This window comes from Paenibacillus sp. 7516, assembly GCF_002272715.1.
Taxonomy (GTDB): domain Bacteria; phylum Bacillota; class Bacilli; order Paenibacillales; family Paenibacillaceae; genus Paenibacillus; species Paenibacillus illinoisensis_A.
In genome coordinates this window covers 19,160-38,753 of the sequence record NZ_NPBI01000048.1, presented here as the reverse complement: position 1 = coordinate 38,753, position 19,594 = coordinate 19,160, and the positions used below count along the sequence as shown (strand labels likewise).

The 19,594-nt window shown below is 48.3% G+C and carries 15 protein-coding genes; 4 read left to right on the top strand and 11 right to left on the bottom strand.

Going from position 1 to position 19,594, the window contains the following annotated elements:
- Window positions 1-185: 185 nt before the first annotated feature.
- The 3 genes from CHI14_RS29120 to rpoE form a co-directional block, all read right to left on the bottom strand.
- Window positions 186-572, bottom strand: coding sequence for a response regulator (locus tag CHI14_RS29120; RefSeq protein ID WP_095293480.1), 387 nt, complete (start codon window positions 570-572; stop codon window positions 186-188).
- 251 nt (window positions 573-823) lie between these two features.
- The gene (locus CHI14_RS29115) at window positions 824-2,428 is read right to left on the bottom strand and encodes a CTP synthase (protein WP_095293479.1); all 1,605 of its coding nucleotides are present in this window, start codon (window positions 2,426-2,428) and stop codon (window positions 824-826) included.
- A 490-nt stretch (window positions 2,429-2,918) separates the two neighbouring features.
- Entirely contained in the window at window positions 2,919-3,491 is a 573-nt protein-coding gene (rpoE, locus tag CHI14_RS29110; RefSeq protein ID WP_095293478.1) for a DNA-directed RNA polymerase subunit delta, read from the bottom strand.
- A 427-nt stretch (window positions 3,492-3,918) separates the two neighbouring features.
- Between rpoE and CHI14_RS29100 the strand changes: the two genes are divergently transcribed.
- Window positions 3,919-5,073 carry a S8 family peptidase gene (locus CHI14_RS29100; protein WP_095293476.1) on the top strand — a complete coding sequence of 385 codons (1,155 nt, stop codon included), beginning with the start codon at window positions 3,919-3,921 and terminating at the stop codon, window positions 5,071-5,073.
- 215 nt (window positions 5,074-5,288) lie between these two features.
- Here the strand turns inward: CHI14_RS29100 and argS are convergent, their stop codons facing one another.
- The 7 genes from argS to speE all read right to left on the bottom strand — a co-directional run bounded on the left by argS (window position 5,289) and on the right by speE (window position 13,357).
- A complete protein-coding gene (gene argS, locus CHI14_RS29095) occupies window positions 5,289-6,968 on the bottom strand; it encodes an arginine--tRNA ligase (protein ID WP_095293475.1) in 1,680 nt (559 codons plus the stop codon).
- On the bottom strand, window positions 6,965-7,390 hold the full coding sequence (locus tag CHI14_RS29090; RefSeq protein WP_095293474.1) for a YwiB family protein: 426 nt from the start codon (window positions 7,388-7,390) through the stop codon (window positions 6,965-6,967). The genes argS and CHI14_RS29090 overlap by 4 nt, the downstream gene beginning before the upstream one ends.
- 261 nt (window positions 7,391-7,651) lie before the next feature.
- Window positions 7,652-7,951, bottom strand: coding sequence for a DUF6171 family protein (locus CHI14_RS29085; RefSeq protein ID WP_095293473.1), 300 nt, complete (start codon window positions 7,949-7,951; stop codon window positions 7,652-7,654).
- A gap of 4 nt (window positions 7,952-7,955) precedes the next feature.
- Complete coding sequence (locus tag CHI14_RS29080; RefSeq protein WP_170948311.1) at window positions 7,956-9,437, bottom strand: alpha-N-arabinofuranosidase; 1,482 nt, start codon at window positions 9,435-9,437, stop codon at window positions 7,956-7,958.
- Between the two features lie 217 nt (window positions 9,438-9,654).
- Window positions 9,655-10,845 (bottom strand): WD40/YVTN/BNR-like repeat-containing protein, encoded by a 1,191-nt coding sequence (locus CHI14_RS29075; protein ID WP_095293471.1) that lies wholly within the window; start codon window positions 10,843-10,845, stop codon window positions 9,655-9,657.
- A gap of 800 nt (window positions 10,846-11,645) precedes the next feature.
- On the bottom strand, window positions 11,646-12,515 hold the full coding sequence (gene speB / locus CHI14_RS29070) for an agmatinase (protein ID WP_095293470.1): 870 nt from the start codon (window positions 12,513-12,515) through the stop codon (window positions 11,646-11,648).
- Window positions 12,516-12,529: 14 nt separating this feature from the next.
- Entirely contained in the window at window positions 12,530-13,357 is an 828-nt protein-coding gene (gene speE, locus CHI14_RS29065; RefSeq protein WP_095293469.1) for a polyamine aminopropyltransferase, read from the bottom strand.
- 413 nt (window positions 13,358-13,770) lie between these two features.
- On the opposite strand from speE, the gene CHI14_RS29060 reads away from it, so the two are divergent.
- Window positions 13,771-15,849: a transglycosylase domain-containing protein gene (locus tag CHI14_RS29060; RefSeq protein WP_095293468.1), complete on the top strand. Its 2,079-nt coding sequence runs from the start codon at window positions 13,771-13,773 to the stop codon at window positions 15,847-15,849.
- Between the two features lie 185 nt (window positions 15,850-16,034).
- On the opposite strand, the gene CHI14_RS29055 is transcribed toward CHI14_RS29060, so the two are convergent.
- Entirely contained in the window at window positions 16,035-16,538 is a 504-nt protein-coding gene (locus CHI14_RS29055; RefSeq protein WP_095293467.1) for a YwhD family protein, read from the bottom strand.
- A 101-nt stretch (window positions 16,539-16,639) separates the two neighbouring features.
- Between CHI14_RS29055 and CHI14_RS29050 the strand changes: the two genes are divergently transcribed.
- Both CHI14_RS29050 and CHI14_RS29045 read left to right on the top strand, forming a co-directional pair.
- Window positions 16,640-18,631, top strand: a complete 1,992-nt coding sequence (locus tag CHI14_RS29050; protein WP_095293466.1) for a M1 family metallopeptidase — start codon at window positions 16,640-16,642, stop codon at window positions 18,629-18,631.
- A 10-nt stretch (window positions 18,632-18,641) separates the two neighbouring features.
- A complete protein-coding gene (locus tag CHI14_RS29045; RefSeq protein ID WP_141236747.1) occupies window positions 18,642-19,484 on the top strand; it encodes a hypothetical protein in 843 nt (280 codons plus the stop codon).
- The last annotated feature ends 110 nt before the right edge of the window (window positions 19,485-19,594 follow it).

Sequence of the window (19,594 nt, the reverse complement as noted above, 5' to 3'; positions counted from 1 at the left end):
ATCCCATGTCAAATACTAAACAAGCATTTGCAAAAATGCTGTGCTTTGCAGCACAGTTTTCATAGACACCGCATGAAGCCGCTCCCATTTTCAATATTCCCTCGTTAATTGGCCGAAATACCCATTGTCCCCAAGAAGTACATGCCCTATAGAGCACAGACAAAAAAATCCTGCATTCACAGGATTCAGCTGCACCTATTCGCCGTATCATTGCGAAGCTGCATGTTGACTGCCACGCGCATTTCATCAATATCGAACGGCTTCGTGAAATGCATAAGCGCACCGAGATCAGTAGCTTCCTTAATCATGTCCAGTTCGCCATAAGCTGTCATCATGATGACTTTGATATCCGGATCAATTTCCTTAATATGCTTCAAAATTTCAAGGCCATCCATGCCTGGAATCTTCATATCGAGCAACACTAGATCAGGCTTATCTGTATTCACAATTTCCAGAGCGATCTTGCCATTGGGAGCCTGGAATGTGTTATATCCTTCACTGCTGAATACTTCCATTAAGAGGATTCGAATCCCGTTCTGGTCATCAACGATTAACACTTTTTTATTTTCCACTCTGTAACCTCCTGGATTTTAGGAAAGCATGTATTTCTCCGAATCTGGATAACTATCCCATAGTCGTCATGATAAGTATTCTACCCTTCCCATTAAAATCCTGCCCCACGCACAAATTACAGCAAACATTTTATCGGCGTCACACTTGCATGTGAGCTATTGCCGGAACCAAAAAAGAGGTGCTCACCGCACCAGCCTGCAAACACGGCCACTCGGCAAACACCCCTCTACATTATAGGGTAAACTCGATATTATTTTTCTGCATTTTCCAATGAAGCTTTTACGAATTCACGGAACAATGGCTGCGGACGATTCGGACGGGATGTAAATTCCGGGTGGAATTGTACAGCCAGGAACCATGGGTGCCCCGGGAGTTCCACGATCTCAACCAAACGGCCATCCGGAGATGTACCGGAGATGACCAGACCAGCTTTTTCGATCGCTTCACGGTACTCATTGTTGAACTCATACCGGTGACGGTGTCTCTCATATACCAACTCGTCATCATAACAAGCCATAGCCAAAGAACCTTCTTGCAGCTTACAAGGATATAGACCCAGACGCATTGTACCGCCCAGATTTTCGATATCTTTTTGTTCTGGCAGCAGGTCGATTACCGGGAATTCGGTAGCCGGGTTAATCTCGGAGCTGTTCGCACCATTCAGGCCTACAATGGAACGTGCATATTCGATTACGGAAACCTGCATACCCAGGCAAATACCGAAGAATGGAATGTTTTTCTCACGGGCATAACGGATCGCTGACACTTTACCTTCGATACCACGATCTCCGAAACCACCCGGAACAAGGATACCGCCAACACCATGCAGCAGGTCGCCTACGTTCTCGTCAGTGATATCTTCGGAATGGATCCAGCGAATCTTCACATCTGCGTTGGATGCAAATCCTGCATGAGACAGGGATTCAACAACACTCAAATAAGCATCGTGCAGTGCTACATATTTACCAACAATGGCAATCTCAACTGTACGCTGCAATTTGCTGATGCGGTCAACCAACCCTTCCCACTCGCTCATATCCGGTGCAGGAGTGGTCAGCTTCAGGTGATTTACCACGATTTCATCCAAACCTTCTTCGCGCAGGTTCAAAGGCACTTCATACAACGTGCTTGCATCGCGACATTCAACTACGGCATTCTCATCAATATCGCAGAAGAGAGCGATTTTGGCTTTCATGTCTTTGGACAGCTCGTACTCTGTACGGCATACAATCACATTTGGCTGGATACCGATACTGCGCAATTCCTTCACGCTGTGCTGGGTTGGTTTGGTTTTCACTTCACCAGCTGCCTTGATGTAAGGAATCAGCGTTACATGGATATACATTACGTTGTCACGGCCAACATCACTCTTGATCTGACGAATAGCTTCCAGGAAAGGCAAGCTCTCGATATCGCCTACAGTTCCGCCGATCTCAGTGATCACAACATCCGAACCTGCTTCACGTCCAGCGCGGAATACGCGCTCCTTGATCTCGTTCGTAATGTGCGGAATCACTTGTACCGTGCCGCCGAGGTATTCTCCGCGCCGCTCTTTGCTAATAACGGAGGAATACACTTTACCCGTCGTGACGTTGCTGTTTTTGGAGAGGTTGATATCGATAAAACGTTCATAGTGACCAAGGTCCAAATCCGTTTCCGCGCCATCATCCGTTACAAAAACCTCACCGTGCTGATAAGGACTCATTGTTCCCGGGTCGATGTTGATGTATGGATCAAATTTTTGAATGGTTACCTTGAGACCTCTGTTTTTCAGCAGTCTGCCCAACGAGGCAGCCGTGATCCCTTTACCCAGGGAGGACACAACTCCGCCCGTCACGAAAATATACTTTGTCACTGTTATTACCCTCCTAATATGAATGCAGAAATTCAGGCGATATATGGTGTTATCGTAACCCGTTTCCCAGGTAATCATCGTTAAAAAGAGCAATGGCAGAAATTCCCTGCATCTGCGTACTGCTCTTTTGTGCGAAGACCATGTGTAAACCTTGTTCTACAGCTAAGAATGGTGCAAATTTTCCGAAAGCCAAACATCCATGCCTGTCCCCAAAATAGCATCGATCCATCTCTTATCGACGTTTTTTTATATACAAAAAATGGGCCACGGATGTTTGGCCGGGAGCGTGCGGAAATCAATCATTTTGCAATATTCTGCCTCTAAAAATACAAAAAAAAGTACTCCCGCAGGACGGGGCACTTTTTATAAAAAACATAAATATATTCTCGCTCATTCATAAGCCCATGCAATAGTTTACCCGTTACCCCGTTCGCTGTCAAGGCTGACTATCTGGGGAAAACGGGTAAATTATCGACGTCAAAAATGACGGTTACTTATCGGAATCGTCGTCAAAATCATCCTCGTCTTCGGACTCATCTTCATCGTCTTCATCGAGGTCTTCTTCATCCAATTCGTCATCTTCAACCAGAACTTCTTCATCGCTGTCATCTTCATCAAAGATGTCGTCATCGTCGTCATCATCATCGTCATCGTCGTCTTGATCATCATCGGCATTGTCGAAGTCTTCGTCACTGTTGTAGCTGTCTTCCTCTTCGCCAAAGTCCTCATCTTCCAGATCATCGTCTTCATCGTTGATAATGCGTGGACGCTTCGCACCAGTCATGGAGTCTTCTGTTCCACCTACTGGATACCAGCGTTTCAATCCCCAAAGACTTGTACCGACACAGGCAAAACGGCCATCGATATTAATCTCGGTATATAGCTGGGCGATAAACTCGTTGATTTCTTCATCAGTCATTCCGCGCTGTTTCGCTACCTCATTCATCAAATCACGGTAGTAGTACGGCGTATTGGCCGCTTTCAGCACCATAAAGGCAAGGTCAACCAAAGGAATCTCTCTTACCTTCTCTTTATCAATTTTCAAATTGAGCGAGGTACTCACTGACAGACACTTCCTCTCACACATAATTCACTTTATATCCCTACGAGCTGGACCGTTACGTATAACATATCCATTAACAAACCTAAGTAAAACCTATTTAGCGGTAAAAAGCAAGTTTTTATGTAGGCATTTGATATAAATTCAAGGTGCTGTGCTTCCCGTTTGCAAATATGTCGATTCTGTAAAAGTTAGCGAAAAATGAAAAAGACGGAGTCCCCTCCGCCTTCTGACTGTATACCCCTGAAGGATCGCTCCTCGCCAGGGTCCCCGCAAGAGCCCTCTAGCCCTCCATCCATCATATGTCCCTGCGCCCGTTTTGACACGGAGAGAACGTCTTTTTGTAAAAAAAGGGCAAGTTCCCCATGCCGCGAGATGAACGCATTCATAGAATACCTCAGCATGTTCATCCCGAAGGGGGCAGCCCATAATGGACTATACTGGTTTTTTGCATCAATTAGTTGAAGGAATGCAACGTCCTGAACCGGAACAGGCAGGGCGGTATCTGATCCGGTTCGCCAAACCTGGACAGTATGAAGCCTGTCTGCTTGAGCTCTCGCGGATGCGGAATGAGCATACTCATCTTAGCATGGTACGATCCTCACGGCTGGCCCGCTCCATTATCGCTCCGGTCCATTGTCCGGAGGTTCTGGATCAATACCGTAATGAGATTACCGTAGAGGAAGATATGCAAATCTCCCTTCATGCAACAGCACTTCACAACAAGCCGGCCACAGCTCAAGGGGTTCCATGGGGAGTGAAGCAGATTCGTGCACCAAAAGTATGGTCCGTCTCCACAGGACACCGGATCAAAATCGGCGTGATCGATACAGGTGCCGATTACCACCACCCCGATCTCAGGTACTCCCTGGCTCGCGGGATCAACCTGTTAAACCGCAGTCTGCTTCCTCATGACGACAACGGTCATGGTACCCATATTGCTGGAACGATCGCCGCAGCGAATAGCACGGAAGGCATGATCGGCGTAGCTCCGCGTTCCCTGATCTATCCGGTCAAGGCATTTGACCATAACGGTTCCGCCTATGTCTCTGACATTGTACTGGGCATCGACTGGTGTGTGCGTAACCGGGTCGATATTATCAATATGAGCTTCGGCATGAAAACCCGCAGCAAGGCACTCCTTGATGTGGTTAACCGTGCACATCAGGCTGGCATCGTCATTGTGGCTTCGTCAGGAAATGACGGCAAACGCCGCAGCATCGATTATCCTGCACGTTATCCGCAGACCATTTCGGTGGGAGCCACCGACAAAAATCGGCGGATTGCGTCCTTCAGCAACCGCGGCGCATATGTGGATGTCTATGCCCCGGGCGACAAGATCATCTCTTCCTGGGTGCAGGGCAAGCACCATGAGATGAGTGGTACATCCATGGCTACGTCTCATGTGAGCGGTGCTATTGCGCTGCTGCTCGCGAAGCATCCAGGTCTCTCGCCCAGCGAGATCAAGACACTGGTCAAGCGCGCAACCGTTCCGCTGCGCGCACGCAAGTCCACCACCGCGAAGAGCAAAGTGCGCGGTGGCGAGATTGACGCACTCCGGCTGATGCAGGAGGGCGGCGGGTAATGGGGCAGCTGCGTATTGCCGCTGCCCTTGGGGTCTTGCCAGCAGCAGCCTATGGCAGGCTGGCCGGCTCGGTGCCCGGCTGGTCCGCCAAGCCTTGGCGGGCTGGAGCACCGGGCACAGCAAAAAGTCTCCATGTCCACGCTGCATTGCAGGCGTGATGCATGGAGACTTTTTGCCATGGGTCAAGCCGCTGCTGCGGTGCTTGGCCTCACAGTTTACATTTTGTCTGGTGCGGATACGCCTACCAGACGGAGCGCTGTCGCAATGACGGTGCGAACGGCACCGATCAGCGCCAGACGCGCTTGGGTTTGTCCCGCGTCTTCCGTAATGACACGTTCAGCACGATAGTAGCTGTGGAACAATGAAGCCAACTCATATACATAACGGATCATGCGATGAGGCGCATATCCGGTAGCTGCCGCGGCAATCTCTTCAGGCAGCTCGCCCATTTTGCGAAGAAGATCGAATTCATGTTCCGTCGTCAGCTTGGAGAGGTCAATCTGTGCCAGCGGCAGCAGCTCAATACCCTGCTCTTCAGCCTGACGATATACGCTGCATACGCGGGCATGTGCATATTGCACGTAGAATACCGGGTTTTCATTGGACGTCGAAATCGCGAGATCCATATCAAAGTCCAGATGGGAATCCATGCTGCGCATGGTGAAGAAGTAACGGATCGCATCAATACCCACTTCATCCATCAGATCTTCCATCGTTACCGCTTTACCGGTACGCTTCGACATCTTCACTTTTTCGCCATTCTGGAACAAGCTCACCATCTGTGCAATCAATACCACCAGCTTGGATGGGTCATTACCCAGTGCCTGCATTGCTGCTTTCATCCGTGGAATATATCCATGGTGGTCAGCTCCCCAAATGTTGATCATCGTGTCATATCCACGGGAATACTTGTCACGGTGATATGCAATATCCGGCGTCAGGTACGTGTACGTGCCATCGTTTTTGATCAACACACGTTCTTTGTCGTCACCATATTGCATGGTTTTCAGCCAAGTTGCTCCGTCTTTTTCGTAAATTTCGTCACGATCACGCAACTCGTCAAGGACACGAAGCACTTCCCCATTGTCGTACAATGAAGTCTCGCTGAACCAGATGTCGAAGTTAACACGGAAACGATTCAGGTCACGCTTGATTTTATCGAGCTCTTTCTCCAGACCGTAGTCACGGAAATAGGCAGCACGATCACCTGGATGCATCGACAGCAAGCTGTCTCCCTTTTCGGCTACCAGCTCCTTGGCAAATCCCTTGATATCTTCGCCGTGGTAACCATCTTCCGGCATCTCGGCATCCTGACCGAGCTCCTGCAAATAACGCGCTTCAATGGAACGTGCCAGGTTAAACACCTGGTTACCCGCATCATTAATGTAATATTCACGTGTTACGTCATACCCGGCATAATCGAGAATGTTGCAGAGCGCATCACCCACAGCCGCTCCGCGGGCATGTCCCAGATGCAAGCTGCCTGTCGGGTTCGCACTGACAAACTCCATCTCAACCTTGCGCCCTTCGCCGACATTAATCCGTCCGTAGTTCTCACCTTGTTCATGAACAAGCCCGAGCACCGGGTAAAGGTAACTCTTGTCCAATTTGAAGTTGATAAATCCTGGTCCGGCAATCTCTGCCTTCTCGATTCCAGCTTCCACAAGGTTCAGATTCGCAATGATCTCTTCTGCGATCTGGCGTGGATTGCGCTTGGCAATCTTGGTCAGCTGCATGGCTGCGTTGGTCGCCAAATCCCCGTGCGACTTGTCACGCGGCACTTCAAGTGTGATGGCTGGCAGTTCCTCTTGCGTAACGAGGCCGGCAGCAACAACAGCATTGCCGATCGCGGTACTTACCCGTTCGTTAATCGTATCTAGTGGATTACGTGTCATGAAATTGGTTCCTCCTGTATGTGCAAACTGATCTCAAAATGTCCGGCTTCTTCGTCAAAGCGGTAAAAGTCATAGCTCCACGCTGCGCGTGCGCTCAATCCCTGTATGGAAAGGTCCAGCTTATGTGTATGCGTGGACAGGGTAAATGACATGTAAGGTGATCGGTAAAAACCTGGGAGCTTGCGATTCATTTCAAACGTTTGCTCCGATTCCACCTCACCATGGCGTATAATCTTGAGGGATTGTCCACCAAGCTTCAATGTTGTTCGGGTAATACCGCCCTCAGGTCCAGCCTGTGGCTCTTCGTAACGAACGTAGAGCACAGAACCCTTCAAAACGGCTTCACCCTTCATTTCCTGCAGCACATCTTCGCCTTCATAACGGCTGTGCAGCCGGATCTGAACCGGTCGCATGTTCGACATGAATGTTAACCTCCAATATATTCGAGGCGGCGCAAAATCGGGCAGGACCGGTGAGAACAGCCCTTCCCGAATTCGAGTACCGCTATACGCGCTAATATGACTAGATAGCTCGCTATCCTACACTCTACTGTATAACTATATCCAGTTCACCCGCTCAATTCAAATCCAAATTCAGAGTTTTTGTCCCATATCATCAAAAAAAAGCAGAGCGACACCCTAAAAGTGCAGCCCTGCTTTGTTACATTATAATGAAATCAAACGTTAAAGGTTCGACCACCTGGATTCATAAGGGAACGGGCAGATCGATTCTACCAGCTTGGCACGAACCTGGACCAGACAGCCGCAATAGCGGCAAGTATTGCCATATTGCAGTCCCGGACAGTCTGCACATGAGGATAATCGCCTCTCATATTCCTCGTCCTGAACGACAGGACGCGAACGCGATGCAATCTCCACCAATCGGGCCATTTTGGAATCACTGATGTTAACAGCATGTTGATCACTGCATCCCTTACATGACTCCTGCTTAGCTACAAAACGACTCGAATCCGATGTGCTCATCGCATTACTCCTGGATTGCAAGTACCCCTACAGAAGCAGGCGGCAGAACAAAACGCAGCTCCTGATTAACCAAGGTAACACCCTTCCAATCCGTTGGCTCAACCTTGCTCGGATCTTCAAATGTATTGAATGCACCAAAATCGGCATGATGCAGAATTCGACCAGATACGGAAGAAGACTCTGCAGCTTCAAGCTGGCATACCACTTCCAGTTCATCTGTGTGACTCAGATTGCATGCCGTTACATGAATCACACCGTCCTTACTGCGGGAAGCAGATAAGCTAAGCTGAGGAATGGTATCTTCACCAAGCGTATATCCAGGGCTCTCATAGTTCAGCTCCAACCGCTGTGCATCCATATGAACCTGATACATATCAAACACATGATATGTTGGAGTAAGCAACATACGCTCGCCTTCTGTGAGGACCAGAGCCTGCAGTACGTTAACGATCTGTGCCAAATTGGCCATTTGCACCCGTTTATTGTAGCGATTGAACAGGTTCAGGTTTATGCCAGCTACCAGTGCATCCCGCATTGTATTTTGCTGATACAGGAATCCCGGATTCGTCCCTGGCTCGACGTTGTACCAGGTTCCCCATTCATCAATAATAAGTCCCACCTTGCAATCCGGGTCATATTTATCCATAATCTCGGAATGCTTCACGATCAATTCTTCCATACGCAATGTGCGCTTCAGGGTCTGGAACCAGGCTTGATCATCAAATCCGGTCGATTCGCCCTTATCCTGCCACACTCCCGTCGGTAATGTATAATAATGAAGGCTTAAGCCGTTCATGTGCTGTCCCGCTTCACGCATCAATACTTCTGTCCAGTGGTAATTGTCCTCGTTGGGACCACAGGCAATCTTATAGATCTGATTATCAGAATAATTACGTACATATGTAGCATACCGACGATACTCATCCGCGTAATACTCGGCACGCATGTTACCGCCGCATCCCCAGTTTTCATTACCCACACCAAAGTAAGTCAGTTTCCATGGCTTATCCCTACCGTTATCCTTGCGCCAGTTGGCCATGGGAGATTCCCCGTCAAACGTTATGTATTCAACCCACTGCTGCATTTCATGGACGGTTCCGCTACCCACATTGCCACTGATATATGGTTCTGTTCCTAACAACTCACACAATCTTAGGAATTCATGTGTTCCAAAATGGTTGTTCTCTTCCACGCCGCCCCAGTTTGTATTGATCATGCGTGCACGTTCATTCTTCGGGCCAACGCCATCCTTCCAGTGATACTCATCAGCAAAACAACCACCTGGCCAGCGAAGTACCGGAATATTCAGCTTCTGCAGTGCTGTCAGCACGTCATTGCGTATCCCTTCCGTATTCGGAATAGGTGAATCTTCCCCTACCCAGATCCCTTCGTAAATACAGCGTCCCAAGTGCTCAGAAAAATGACCATATATATTGCGATTTATTAATCCTTGATCCGAATTTGCCTTTAAAGTAACATTGACCATTATTTCAACCTCCCAAAATGTGTTGTTATCGCTTACAATAACTTGTTTTTAAACAGGTTTCAACCGTTTTTATTTTTACAAAAACAAGCCCTTTGCCAGCATAATTCATCTGGAAAGGGCTTGTTTATTTTGCAGATTCAACATAGAGCTACGAAATGGTTTGTTTTCGTTTCTATTAGTGAATTTGGTTGGTTGTTATTTCAAATTAAAGTGCCATTTAATCCCGCTCTGAAGGTAACAACATTTTTTGTGCCCAAGAAGTTCCGCCATCTGTCGTTTGATAAATGGCAGGTGAGTTATCACTCGTTACAACGAGCCAGCCTGTTTGGGCTGATGGGAATGAGATGCGTGAGCTATAACCCGGATCCTTCAGGTCGATATTTCTCCACGTGGAACCTGCATCATACGAACGACCAATGCCCACTTTACCAGCAGCAGGAGATCCACCTGAGAGATAAGCAGTCTGATCACCAATTAGCGACATGTTCCCAGGATGACCCCCCGGGTCTGCCGGGCCTTTTCCTTTCCCTAAATTGCTGCCACCCGGCGCAGGGCCTCCACCTGCTGTCGACTGAGCAAAAGCCTGCTTCCAGCTTCTGGCTTCATTCTCGCTTGCATATAGGGAATACGATTGTTGGGACATGCCTGCATCACCATACAGGACAGCCCATACCTGCTTCCCGTTTGCATATAGATCTGCCCCATTCCACGTGTCCGAAGCGACTTTGAGAGAGGTTGTCCAGTTCTTACCCCCATCTGTTGTCCGGAGCAGCTGATATCCCGAGCCCGGTACAACTTGTACAGCATAGCCTTGTTTATTTGTGGTGAAAGCCACCGATCTTGTATTTGCGGGGGTATGGATTTTAATCCAGCTTAATCCGCCGTCCTGTGTCTGATACGCACCATTATAGGTGTAGCCGTAACCTTCATTTTTATTTTTAAAATCAATTCGCTTGAACTGCATGCCAGGGGTATCAAGTCGGTTCCAGTGTGATCCTCCATCTGTCGTGCAAATAAGATACGTCTTGGCAGAATCCTTCATTTGCGCTAAGGCAAATCCATTTACGTTATTCGGAAAATCGATCTGCATGAACTGCCATTGTCCTGTATAGATGGATTGCCATGTACAGCCCGCATTCGAGGTGCCAATCAGGAACCCCTCCCCTGCAGCACGACCCGTTGTGTTGTTCAGGAAATCAATGTCTGTAAACTGCAGATGCTGATCTTCCACACCACTGCCTTTCTTCAATGCAGCAGACAATCCGTGATCTCCACTTCCACAAGTGGATGAAACTGCAGCAGCACTTACACCGGACTGCGCATATACTGGCCCCAATCCCCAAGCCAGCGTTAAGGATAACGCCAATGTCCCAATCCTTTTCCATGTGATCGTACTCTTTGTTGTCATCGCGACACCTCCTTCTATGTTTTACCCGAATTTGCATGTTCTAAAGTGACATTTTGTATATCACCAGTGACATTACTGCAATAAAAAAGCCAACTTCACCTACGATGGGTATCGTATAGATAAGGGTGGTCGTTCGTGAACGTATAGAACGAGGCATTCATGGTATGCAACAAATGATAGAGTCGTGCGAACATATGTGCTATAATTGGTGTTAAGGACTCTGAATTAGGTGGATGTTTTCATGACCACGGCGCAGCTTCCCGAGAGGGGGTGACGTCGACGGTCAAACTTGTGGCGTTGCTTGATGTGATCCGGTGGATTGCTGCGATTCTCAGTCTGGTACTGAGTGTACGAAGGCTATACCGTTGGTTGCGTAAAAAGTTTCGTAACAAGCGAAAACCCACCTCATAGGTTGGAGCCTGACGGTGGGTTTCGCTTGAACTAAGCTATTCAGTTTAATGCACGCCGTGGCAGTCCACAGCCTTTCTGGTCCTCAGAGTCTTTGTCGCTACCAACGACAAGGACTCTTTTTATAGTGTATGGCCGAACCAGACCACCATATACTTCCCTGATGTAATACATCAATAATTTGATATATCACCTATTACGTTGTAGCCAGTATAACATAGTCGAGGGCCGAGGTTCAATGAAGTGAACCCCACTCAATCAAATATTCCACTCGCTAAAACAGGATGGTGGAGCATCCTATACAAGTGTCCTGATAACGAAAACACCCTCCCCTACGCAAAATTGGACCCGCGCAGATAGAGAGTGTTATGTTCTTAGCATTATTCAGGTTATTACTTCACGAAGCCAAGCAGCATCTCACGGATCAGCTTTGCAGCTACAATCTGTGTCTGTTGTGTTGGATCATAGATTGGCGCTACCTCAACCAGGTCACAACCAACTACATTCACATCCGATCCAGCAATCATGTGGACGGCTTCAAGCAGTTCTTTGGACGTTATGCCGCCCGCTTCCGCTGTACCTGTTCCTGGAGCAGCCGATGGATCAAGCACATCGATATCAATGGTCACATACACTGGACGATTGCCCATTTTAGGAAGAGCTTCCTTCATTGGAGCTGCGACTTCAAACGGGTAGAAGTTAATGTTCTCCCGGCCATACTGGAACTCTTCACGGGAGCCGGAACGGATTCCGAATTGATAAATATTTTTGCCGCCCATCAGTTCAGCTGCTTTGCGTACTGGCGTCGAGTGGGACAACGGCTCACCTTCATAGCTTTCACGAAGGTCTGCATGTGCATCAATATGAATCAGGATGAGATCCGGATATTTCTTGTACATTTGTTGGATCACTGGCCAAGTGACCAGATGCTCCCCGCCAAGACCGATCGGGAATTTGTCATCAGCCAGCAGGCTGCCGATATACTCGTTGATCACTTCAAGGCTGCGTCCTGCGTTACCGAAAGGCAAGAGCAGATCTCCAGCATCAAAGTAGGTCATATCGACAATACTCTTGTCGAGGTACGGGCTGTATTCTTCAAGTCCAACCGAAGCCTGGCGGATATGAGAAGGGCCGAACCGGGAACCCGGACGGAAGCTGACAGTATAGTCCATGGGCATCCCGTAGATGACCGCTTTCGAATTCTCATAATCCTCGGAACTGCAAATAAATACGTTACCAGAATAAGCTTGATCCAATTTCATTAATGATTTCCCCTTTATTTCGTTAAGTCTTCCACGAATTTAGGAAGTACAAAGGCTGCCTTATGCAAACGTGGTGAGTAATATTTAGTATCCATCTCTGGAATTTGAGTCTCATCCACTTGAAGTGGATCATGTTTCTTGCTGCCCATTGTGAATGTCCACAGACCGCTTGGGTACGTTGGAATGTTACAGCCGTATACATGTACAATGGGGAAGATTTCTTTTACATCCTTGTTTACCTTTTGAATCAGGTCTGCTTTGAACCAAGGGTTGTCGGTTTGTGCAACAAAGATGCCATCCTCTTTCAGTGCTTCATGGATCCCTTGATAAAAACCACGCTCAAACAGTGGTGCAGCCGGACCTACAGGCTCCGTGGAATCCACGATGATTACATCGTACTCATTTTTATGTTCAATAATATGCATATAGCCGTCATTCACGAGCACTTCAACATTAGGCTCGTCCAGTTTACCGGCAATTTCAGGCAAATATTTTTTGGAATACTCAATAACTTTACCGTCGATTTCGACAAGAACTGCTTTTTCTACTGCAGCGTGTTTGATGACTTCACGGATAACGCCGCCGTCACCACCACCTACAACCAAAACTTTTTTCGGATTCGGGTGAGTGTTCAGCGCAGGGTGAGCCGCCATCTCATGATATACGAATTCGTCTTTCACAGTTGTCATCACCATACCGTCGAGCAGCAGCATGTTACCGAATTCCTCGGTTTCTACCATGGCCAAGTCCTGAAAGTCCGTCTTCTCGCTTACATATGTCTGCTTAATCTTCGCGGTAATCCCGAATGCCGGGGTCTGTTTCTCCGTGAACCACAATTCCATGATCTCTACCTTCTTTCCGTAAAGTTATTGATCAGCCATATCAAGCATGGCGCTGCACGCCGCCCGGTTCGCACAAGCACGCCCAGCGTTCGGCGCCAAAGCATTAGGGTTGCTGGCTGCGGGAAAGGTCCGCGTTCACTTCATTATATAGATTAAATTGACCACAGCGTGCTAAGCGTCTGACCGATTAACGAATCAATGACAATTGGTGCTGTTCGTCTTTCTGTGCCTTTGTGTATGTTGTGCCGAACTGCTACTTTTCATTACCCTTTTGCATTATACGCGATAGATGTTTATCCTGCAAAACGGTTTTTTCTGCAGAAATGCTACATTTTAAACTGTTCAGCGGCAGACTGAATATCCCTGTCCATGAAATCCCATACTGGAAAGAAAAGAAGAAAGGAGCCCGTTCCATGACTCAACATCGCCAGAAAACCCGCAAACGCGGGTTCCGTTTATTAAAATGGATCAAAAGCCTCTCTCTGCTCGCTGTTCTTGGCGTTATTGCAACGATTGCAGGATTGGTCTATCTATATGCGACCAGCCTACCTCTAGCTGATTCGGATCGCAACTCTAGACTGCTTGATAGCCAAGGCGAAGTCATCGCCACCTTTTCTGCAGGCGGCAAGGATTCCGTACCTGTGCAGCTTCAAGACATCTCACCAGACCTGGTCAGTGCCACTCTGGCTGTCGAGGATCGCAAATTCTATGACCATTATGGTTTTGACATTCAAGGGGTGGGACGGGCCGTGCTCGTTAACCTGCAGCATATGGAAATGTCCCAAGGTGCCAGCACCCTCACACAACAGCTTGCGCGAAATCTATATCTTTCCCATGAGAAGACCTGGACTCGCAAGGCCAAAGAGGCCATGTACACGGCACAGCTTGAAATGAAGTACAGCAAAGATGAAATTCTGCAAATGTATCTCAATGAAATCTATTATGGTCATGGTGCCTACGGAATTGAAGCAGCTTCGCGCATGTATTTTGGCAAATCAGCCAAACAGCTCGATTTGGCGGAAAGCGCCATGCTCGCAGGCATTCCAAAAGGCCCCACCTACTATTCTCCATATAACCACATGAAGAACGCGAAGGATCGGCAGAAGATCGTACTGGCCGCCATGGTCGATATCGGTAAGATAACAAAAGCCGAAGCGGACAAGGCTTATGAGAAAATGCTGTCTTTTAAACCGGAAAGTGAACGGAAAACAGTAGAAAGCGCGCCTTATTTCCGGGATTACATTCGCAGCCTTGCGGTCAAGGAGCTGGGCATTAGTGAAGCAATGCTGGACCATGGAGGACTAAATATATACACCACTCTGGATCTGCGTGTGCAAAAGGCAGCTGAAGACGCTGTAGCCAAAGGCATGGATCCGAGCAGTGAACTGGAGACAGCTCTCGTGTCCATAGATCCTCGTACAGGCTATATCAAGGCTATGGTAGGCGGCAAAAACTACCGGAACAATCAGATCAACCATGTCCTGGCGACGACACGCCAGCCGGGATCTGCATTCAAGCCTATTATGTATCTGGCTGCACTGGAATCCAAAGAGCTGACAAGTGCCTCCATCTTCAATAGCGAACCAACCCTGTTTCACTATGACAATGATCGCAAGACCTATAAACCTGGCAATTTCGGCGATAAGTATCTGGGGGAAATTGATCTAAGGCAGGCAATTGCTGCTTCGGACAATATCTATGCGGTCAATACGATAATGCAGATCGGGCCGGATCAGGTTGTGGATATGGCCAAAAGCCTAGGGATTACAAGCAATCTGAGTGCCGTCCCTTCTCTCGCCTTGGGCACCTCGCCCGTAAGCCCACTGGAGATGGCTTCTGCCTTCTCCGTCATCGCTGCCGGTGGACAACGGATGCCTCCTATCGCCATTCTGCAGGTGACGGATGCAGCCGGACGTGTAATCTATGAAGCACCACAAACCAAGGCCGAGAATGTGGTAGAACCCGCCGCAGCATATGTACTGACACGTTTAATGGAAAGTGTGTTCGAAAATGGAGGTACAGGGAATCGGGTTGCAACAACGATTAAGCGCCCCGTAGCAGGCAAAACCGGTACGACCAATACGGATGCCTGGATGGTTGGCTTCACCCCCGAACTCTCCACCGCAGTATGGGTCGGCTATGATCAGGGCAAAGCCATCTCCACGTCGGATGGACGCCGTGCAGCACCAATGTTTGCCCAATTTACAGAACAGGCTCTTGCGAGTGTGCCGCCTAAGATCTTCCCTGTTCCCGATCATGTGGTCAGTGTGTATATTGATCCCGAGTCCGGAAAACTGGCGGGTAATGGCTGTGAAGAGAAACGGCTTGAGGTTTTCATTGACGGCACAGAACCGACAGAAACCTGTAGCGGGACAACGGAGAAGACTGATCCCAAAAAGAATGAAGGAAGTCGTGAGGTACAGAATCAAGAAGGAATCCAGGAAGAAAAGCATTCCTGGTGGAGAGACTTTAAACGTTGGTGGGTAGAATGACGCAACTACGTAATGACTTAATTACGTCACTGTGATTGACCGGCTTCAGGTTCTTTCTGCAGGTCAGTCTTGTTCAACTATTTCCAAACCTCGCCCCACTTGTAAAGCAAAAGCCCCGAACCGATCATTTCGGTTCCGGGGCTTTTCATGTTCTTTTTTAAAGAAAACAGCATATAAGGCTTTTATCAGGAAAGTGCTTCTTTTAGTTCATCCGGAGAAGCGTTCCACCACTCTTCATTGTGTGTAATCAACAGCTTCTTGAGAGCAGCACGATCCTCTGGTCCAAGCTCATCCAGCATGAAGCGGCGTTTCATTGCATAATCCATCCGGTTCACATGGTCAGCCAACAGCTTCCATCCTCGTTTCGCCTCGGTATCGATCCACATCTCGCACGCTGTTGCTCCACCGTACAATTGTCCCTGTTCCGTACGGTCCACGGCCACCCAAACCAGCCATACCTGGCGACCGTTAGGTACATCTTCCCGATTCGTCGAAAACTTAATTCCACGTTCTACCTTGCTCTTTGCATGCATGGCACCAATATCAATCTTTGCCTCGCCATTATCAATAATAACCGGTGACAGGTTGTTCAGATCAATGGAGCCTGCACCGAAACCTTTATGTTTGCTCTTGGCACTTACGATATTCAAGGCAATCTGTTTTTTGCCGTTTTGCTCGTTTTGATCCATAGTTATAGCCTCCAAGGGTTGATACAAATATTTTAACTAATAATCGCCCCATTGCAAACATATACATGCTGTAGATGCTTGTCAACGGGAGGTATTTAACGATGATTCCACTACGCGCCAAGAGCTGGCTTACTGCAATTCTGGCCCTGTGTGTGTTTACCGGAGCCATATGGATCACTCTGGATCACACTCGTTCTACGACATCCGACTTGCCAACGCTCGCCCCGGAATTGGGCAAGCCTCCGGCAAAGCTCCAAACTCCGGCACCTCCAGAAAGTGTACAGACACCTACTGCTGAGGTGTTCAGCAACCGCGTGGTGGAATATCACATGGATGTGAAGCTGGTAGACGGCAATGTTTTGGAGGGAACGCAGACGCTGACCTGGACTCATCCGGGTAAAAAAACAGTCAGCGAACTTTATTTCCACCTATACCCCAATGCATTCTCTTCTACGGACACAACATTTATGAAGGAATCCGGCGGGAAGCTTCGCGGTGATGTGATGCCAACGGACGGTTACGGCTCCATGAATATTACAGAGATGAAAACAGAGGACGGGCTTTCCCTCCTGCACCGGATGCAGTATGTACAGCCGGATGACGGAAACATGAAAGACAAAACGCTCATAAAAGTTAGATTGCCTAAACCGGTCAAGGGCGGGGAAACCATTACACTGCACACCCGGTTTGAGGTCAAGCTGCCCAAAATCTTTGCCCGTATGGGAACCGCTGAGAACTTCGTTATGGCGGGCCAATGGTTCCCCAAACTCAGTGTATACGAGCCTGCAGGCACGCGGGGGCGTACGGCTGAGGGCTGGAATCTGCATCAGTACCACGGGAATTCCGAGTTTTATGCGGATTTTGGCATCTATAGTGTGCGTATTCGGGTACCGGAAACATACAAGGTTGCCGCGACCGGGTTTCCAACGAAGCAGGCCGTTATAAAAAACGGCGAGAAGATCTATCAATTCTATGCTGACGATGTACATGACTTCGCCTGGGCTGCCTCACCCGACTTTGTTTATGCGGAGGAACCCTACTCCACTCCCAACGTGCCAGGTGTACGAATCAAGCTCTATCTGGACCCGGCCCACCAGGATCTGAAGGAACGTTACTTCTATGCAGCCAAAGCAGCTCTTTCGAATTACAGCAAGTGGTTTGGTCCGTATCCGTATTCCACGCTCTCTATCGTTGTTCCCCCAAAAACAGGCAATGGAGCAGGCGGCATGGAGTATCCTACCTTAGTTACAGCCTTCGGCGCGGACGACACTACACCAGGCTATGATCTGGAACGCACGGTTGTACACGAGATTGGCCATCAGTACTTCTATGGTATGGTTGCCAGCAATGAATTTGAAGAAGCTTGGCTGGATGAAGGGTTCACCTCTTACGCAGAAGACAAACTGATGGAGCAGGAATACGGACTTATTCCGAATCTCCCAGTTCAATCCGGCTTAATTACCTCACCTGCCTCACTCACGCAGGAGTCCTGGAAGTTTGATTCCCAGAATCATTATGCAGCCAATGTTTACACAAGGGGCAAGCTTGTGCTGCTGGGCATCGAACAACAAGTAGGGGCAAAAACGATGGAACGCATCCTTTCAACTTATGTCAAAAAATATCGGTTCAAACATCCCACTTCGGCCGATTTCCAAAAGGTCGTGGAACAAGTGACGCGTAAATCCTGGTCTGATTATTTTAATCAATACGTATATGGGGACGGGATGGCCGACTTCGCCGTGGAGAATATCCAGGTCAAGCCTATTGAGAAAGACAGTCAAACGTTGTACGAATCATCGGTAACATTAGTAAAGAAGGGCAGCGACTACGAGAAAGTACCCGTTCGTATCGTTTTTGAAGATGGACACATCGTCGCCAAGGAGTGGGATGGCAGTAACGGTCGAATTACGTACAAGTTAACTTACAGCTCGCCTGTATCCTGGGCCATGACCGATCCGTTATATACCGTTGTGCTGGAGAACCGTCATATGAATAACTTTTTGAAAGCCGGTCTGGATGAACCGTCCAAGTTCCGCTGGAGCATGAGTGTAACCAAGCTTATTGAAGCTATATTCGGAGGTCTGTCATGGTGAGGTGGAGACAGTGAAAGCAAAAATACGTGAGGGCTGGTTTCTCGTTCGTCAGCATATGTTCATTGTGGCACTTTTATTTCTCTATCAGCTGGTATGGGGTTACTTCATCTATAAAATGGTGCAATCAGCTGTCATTCCCTTGCTGCTGCGCTATCCGGACCCTGACGCCGGGGAGCTGAGTACCATTTTATTCAAAATGGAAAGTCAGCTCAGTCTGTCTACCCATCCCGAGGTGCATCGCTATTTATGGATACTTGGGGCCATGCTCCTGCTCCGCATGCTGATTACCCCTCTCATCCAGGCAGGGCTGCTCTATTCATTACAACACTTCAATCATACAGAAGAACGTGTTCCTTTTGTACGAGGGATCAAGGCACTGTGGAAACCGATGATGCTGCTTCATTTCATTAAAACGCTATTATTGCTGCTGCCTGCGTACTGGCTGATCCCCAAGCTGTATAGTATCTTTCTGGATGGATTCCACTCGCTGCAATTGCTCCTGCCAGGCATTCCATATATAGCCGGATGGATCGTATATGGATGGATCATACATCATGCTTTGTTATATATGCAGTTTGGCGCTACAGCTCCCGAGGATCAGGGTGGGGTAAAAGGTACATTTCTCGGTTTATTGCTTGCCTTGCGTCATATCTTTCCTCTCATCGGTATCGCAGTGGTTCTGGGAGGAATTCATCTGCTCATCTTCGGTGCCTTCACATCTGCGTCGTGGTTCCTGACAGGTCTCATCGGTCTCATCCTGCAACAAACCTATCCGCTCGCCAGATGTTTGCTCGATATATGGAAGATATGCGCTCATTTCCGTCTGTGGCAGTCCAAGTCCTCCAAAGGTTAAAAAGTGTAATGAACCGCGCAAAAATTGTTACCATCTTCATGTAAACTTATGTCAATGTTAACGCTTTACAAACGTAAACCCCGACCTTTCCCCGTCAAAGGTCGAGGTTT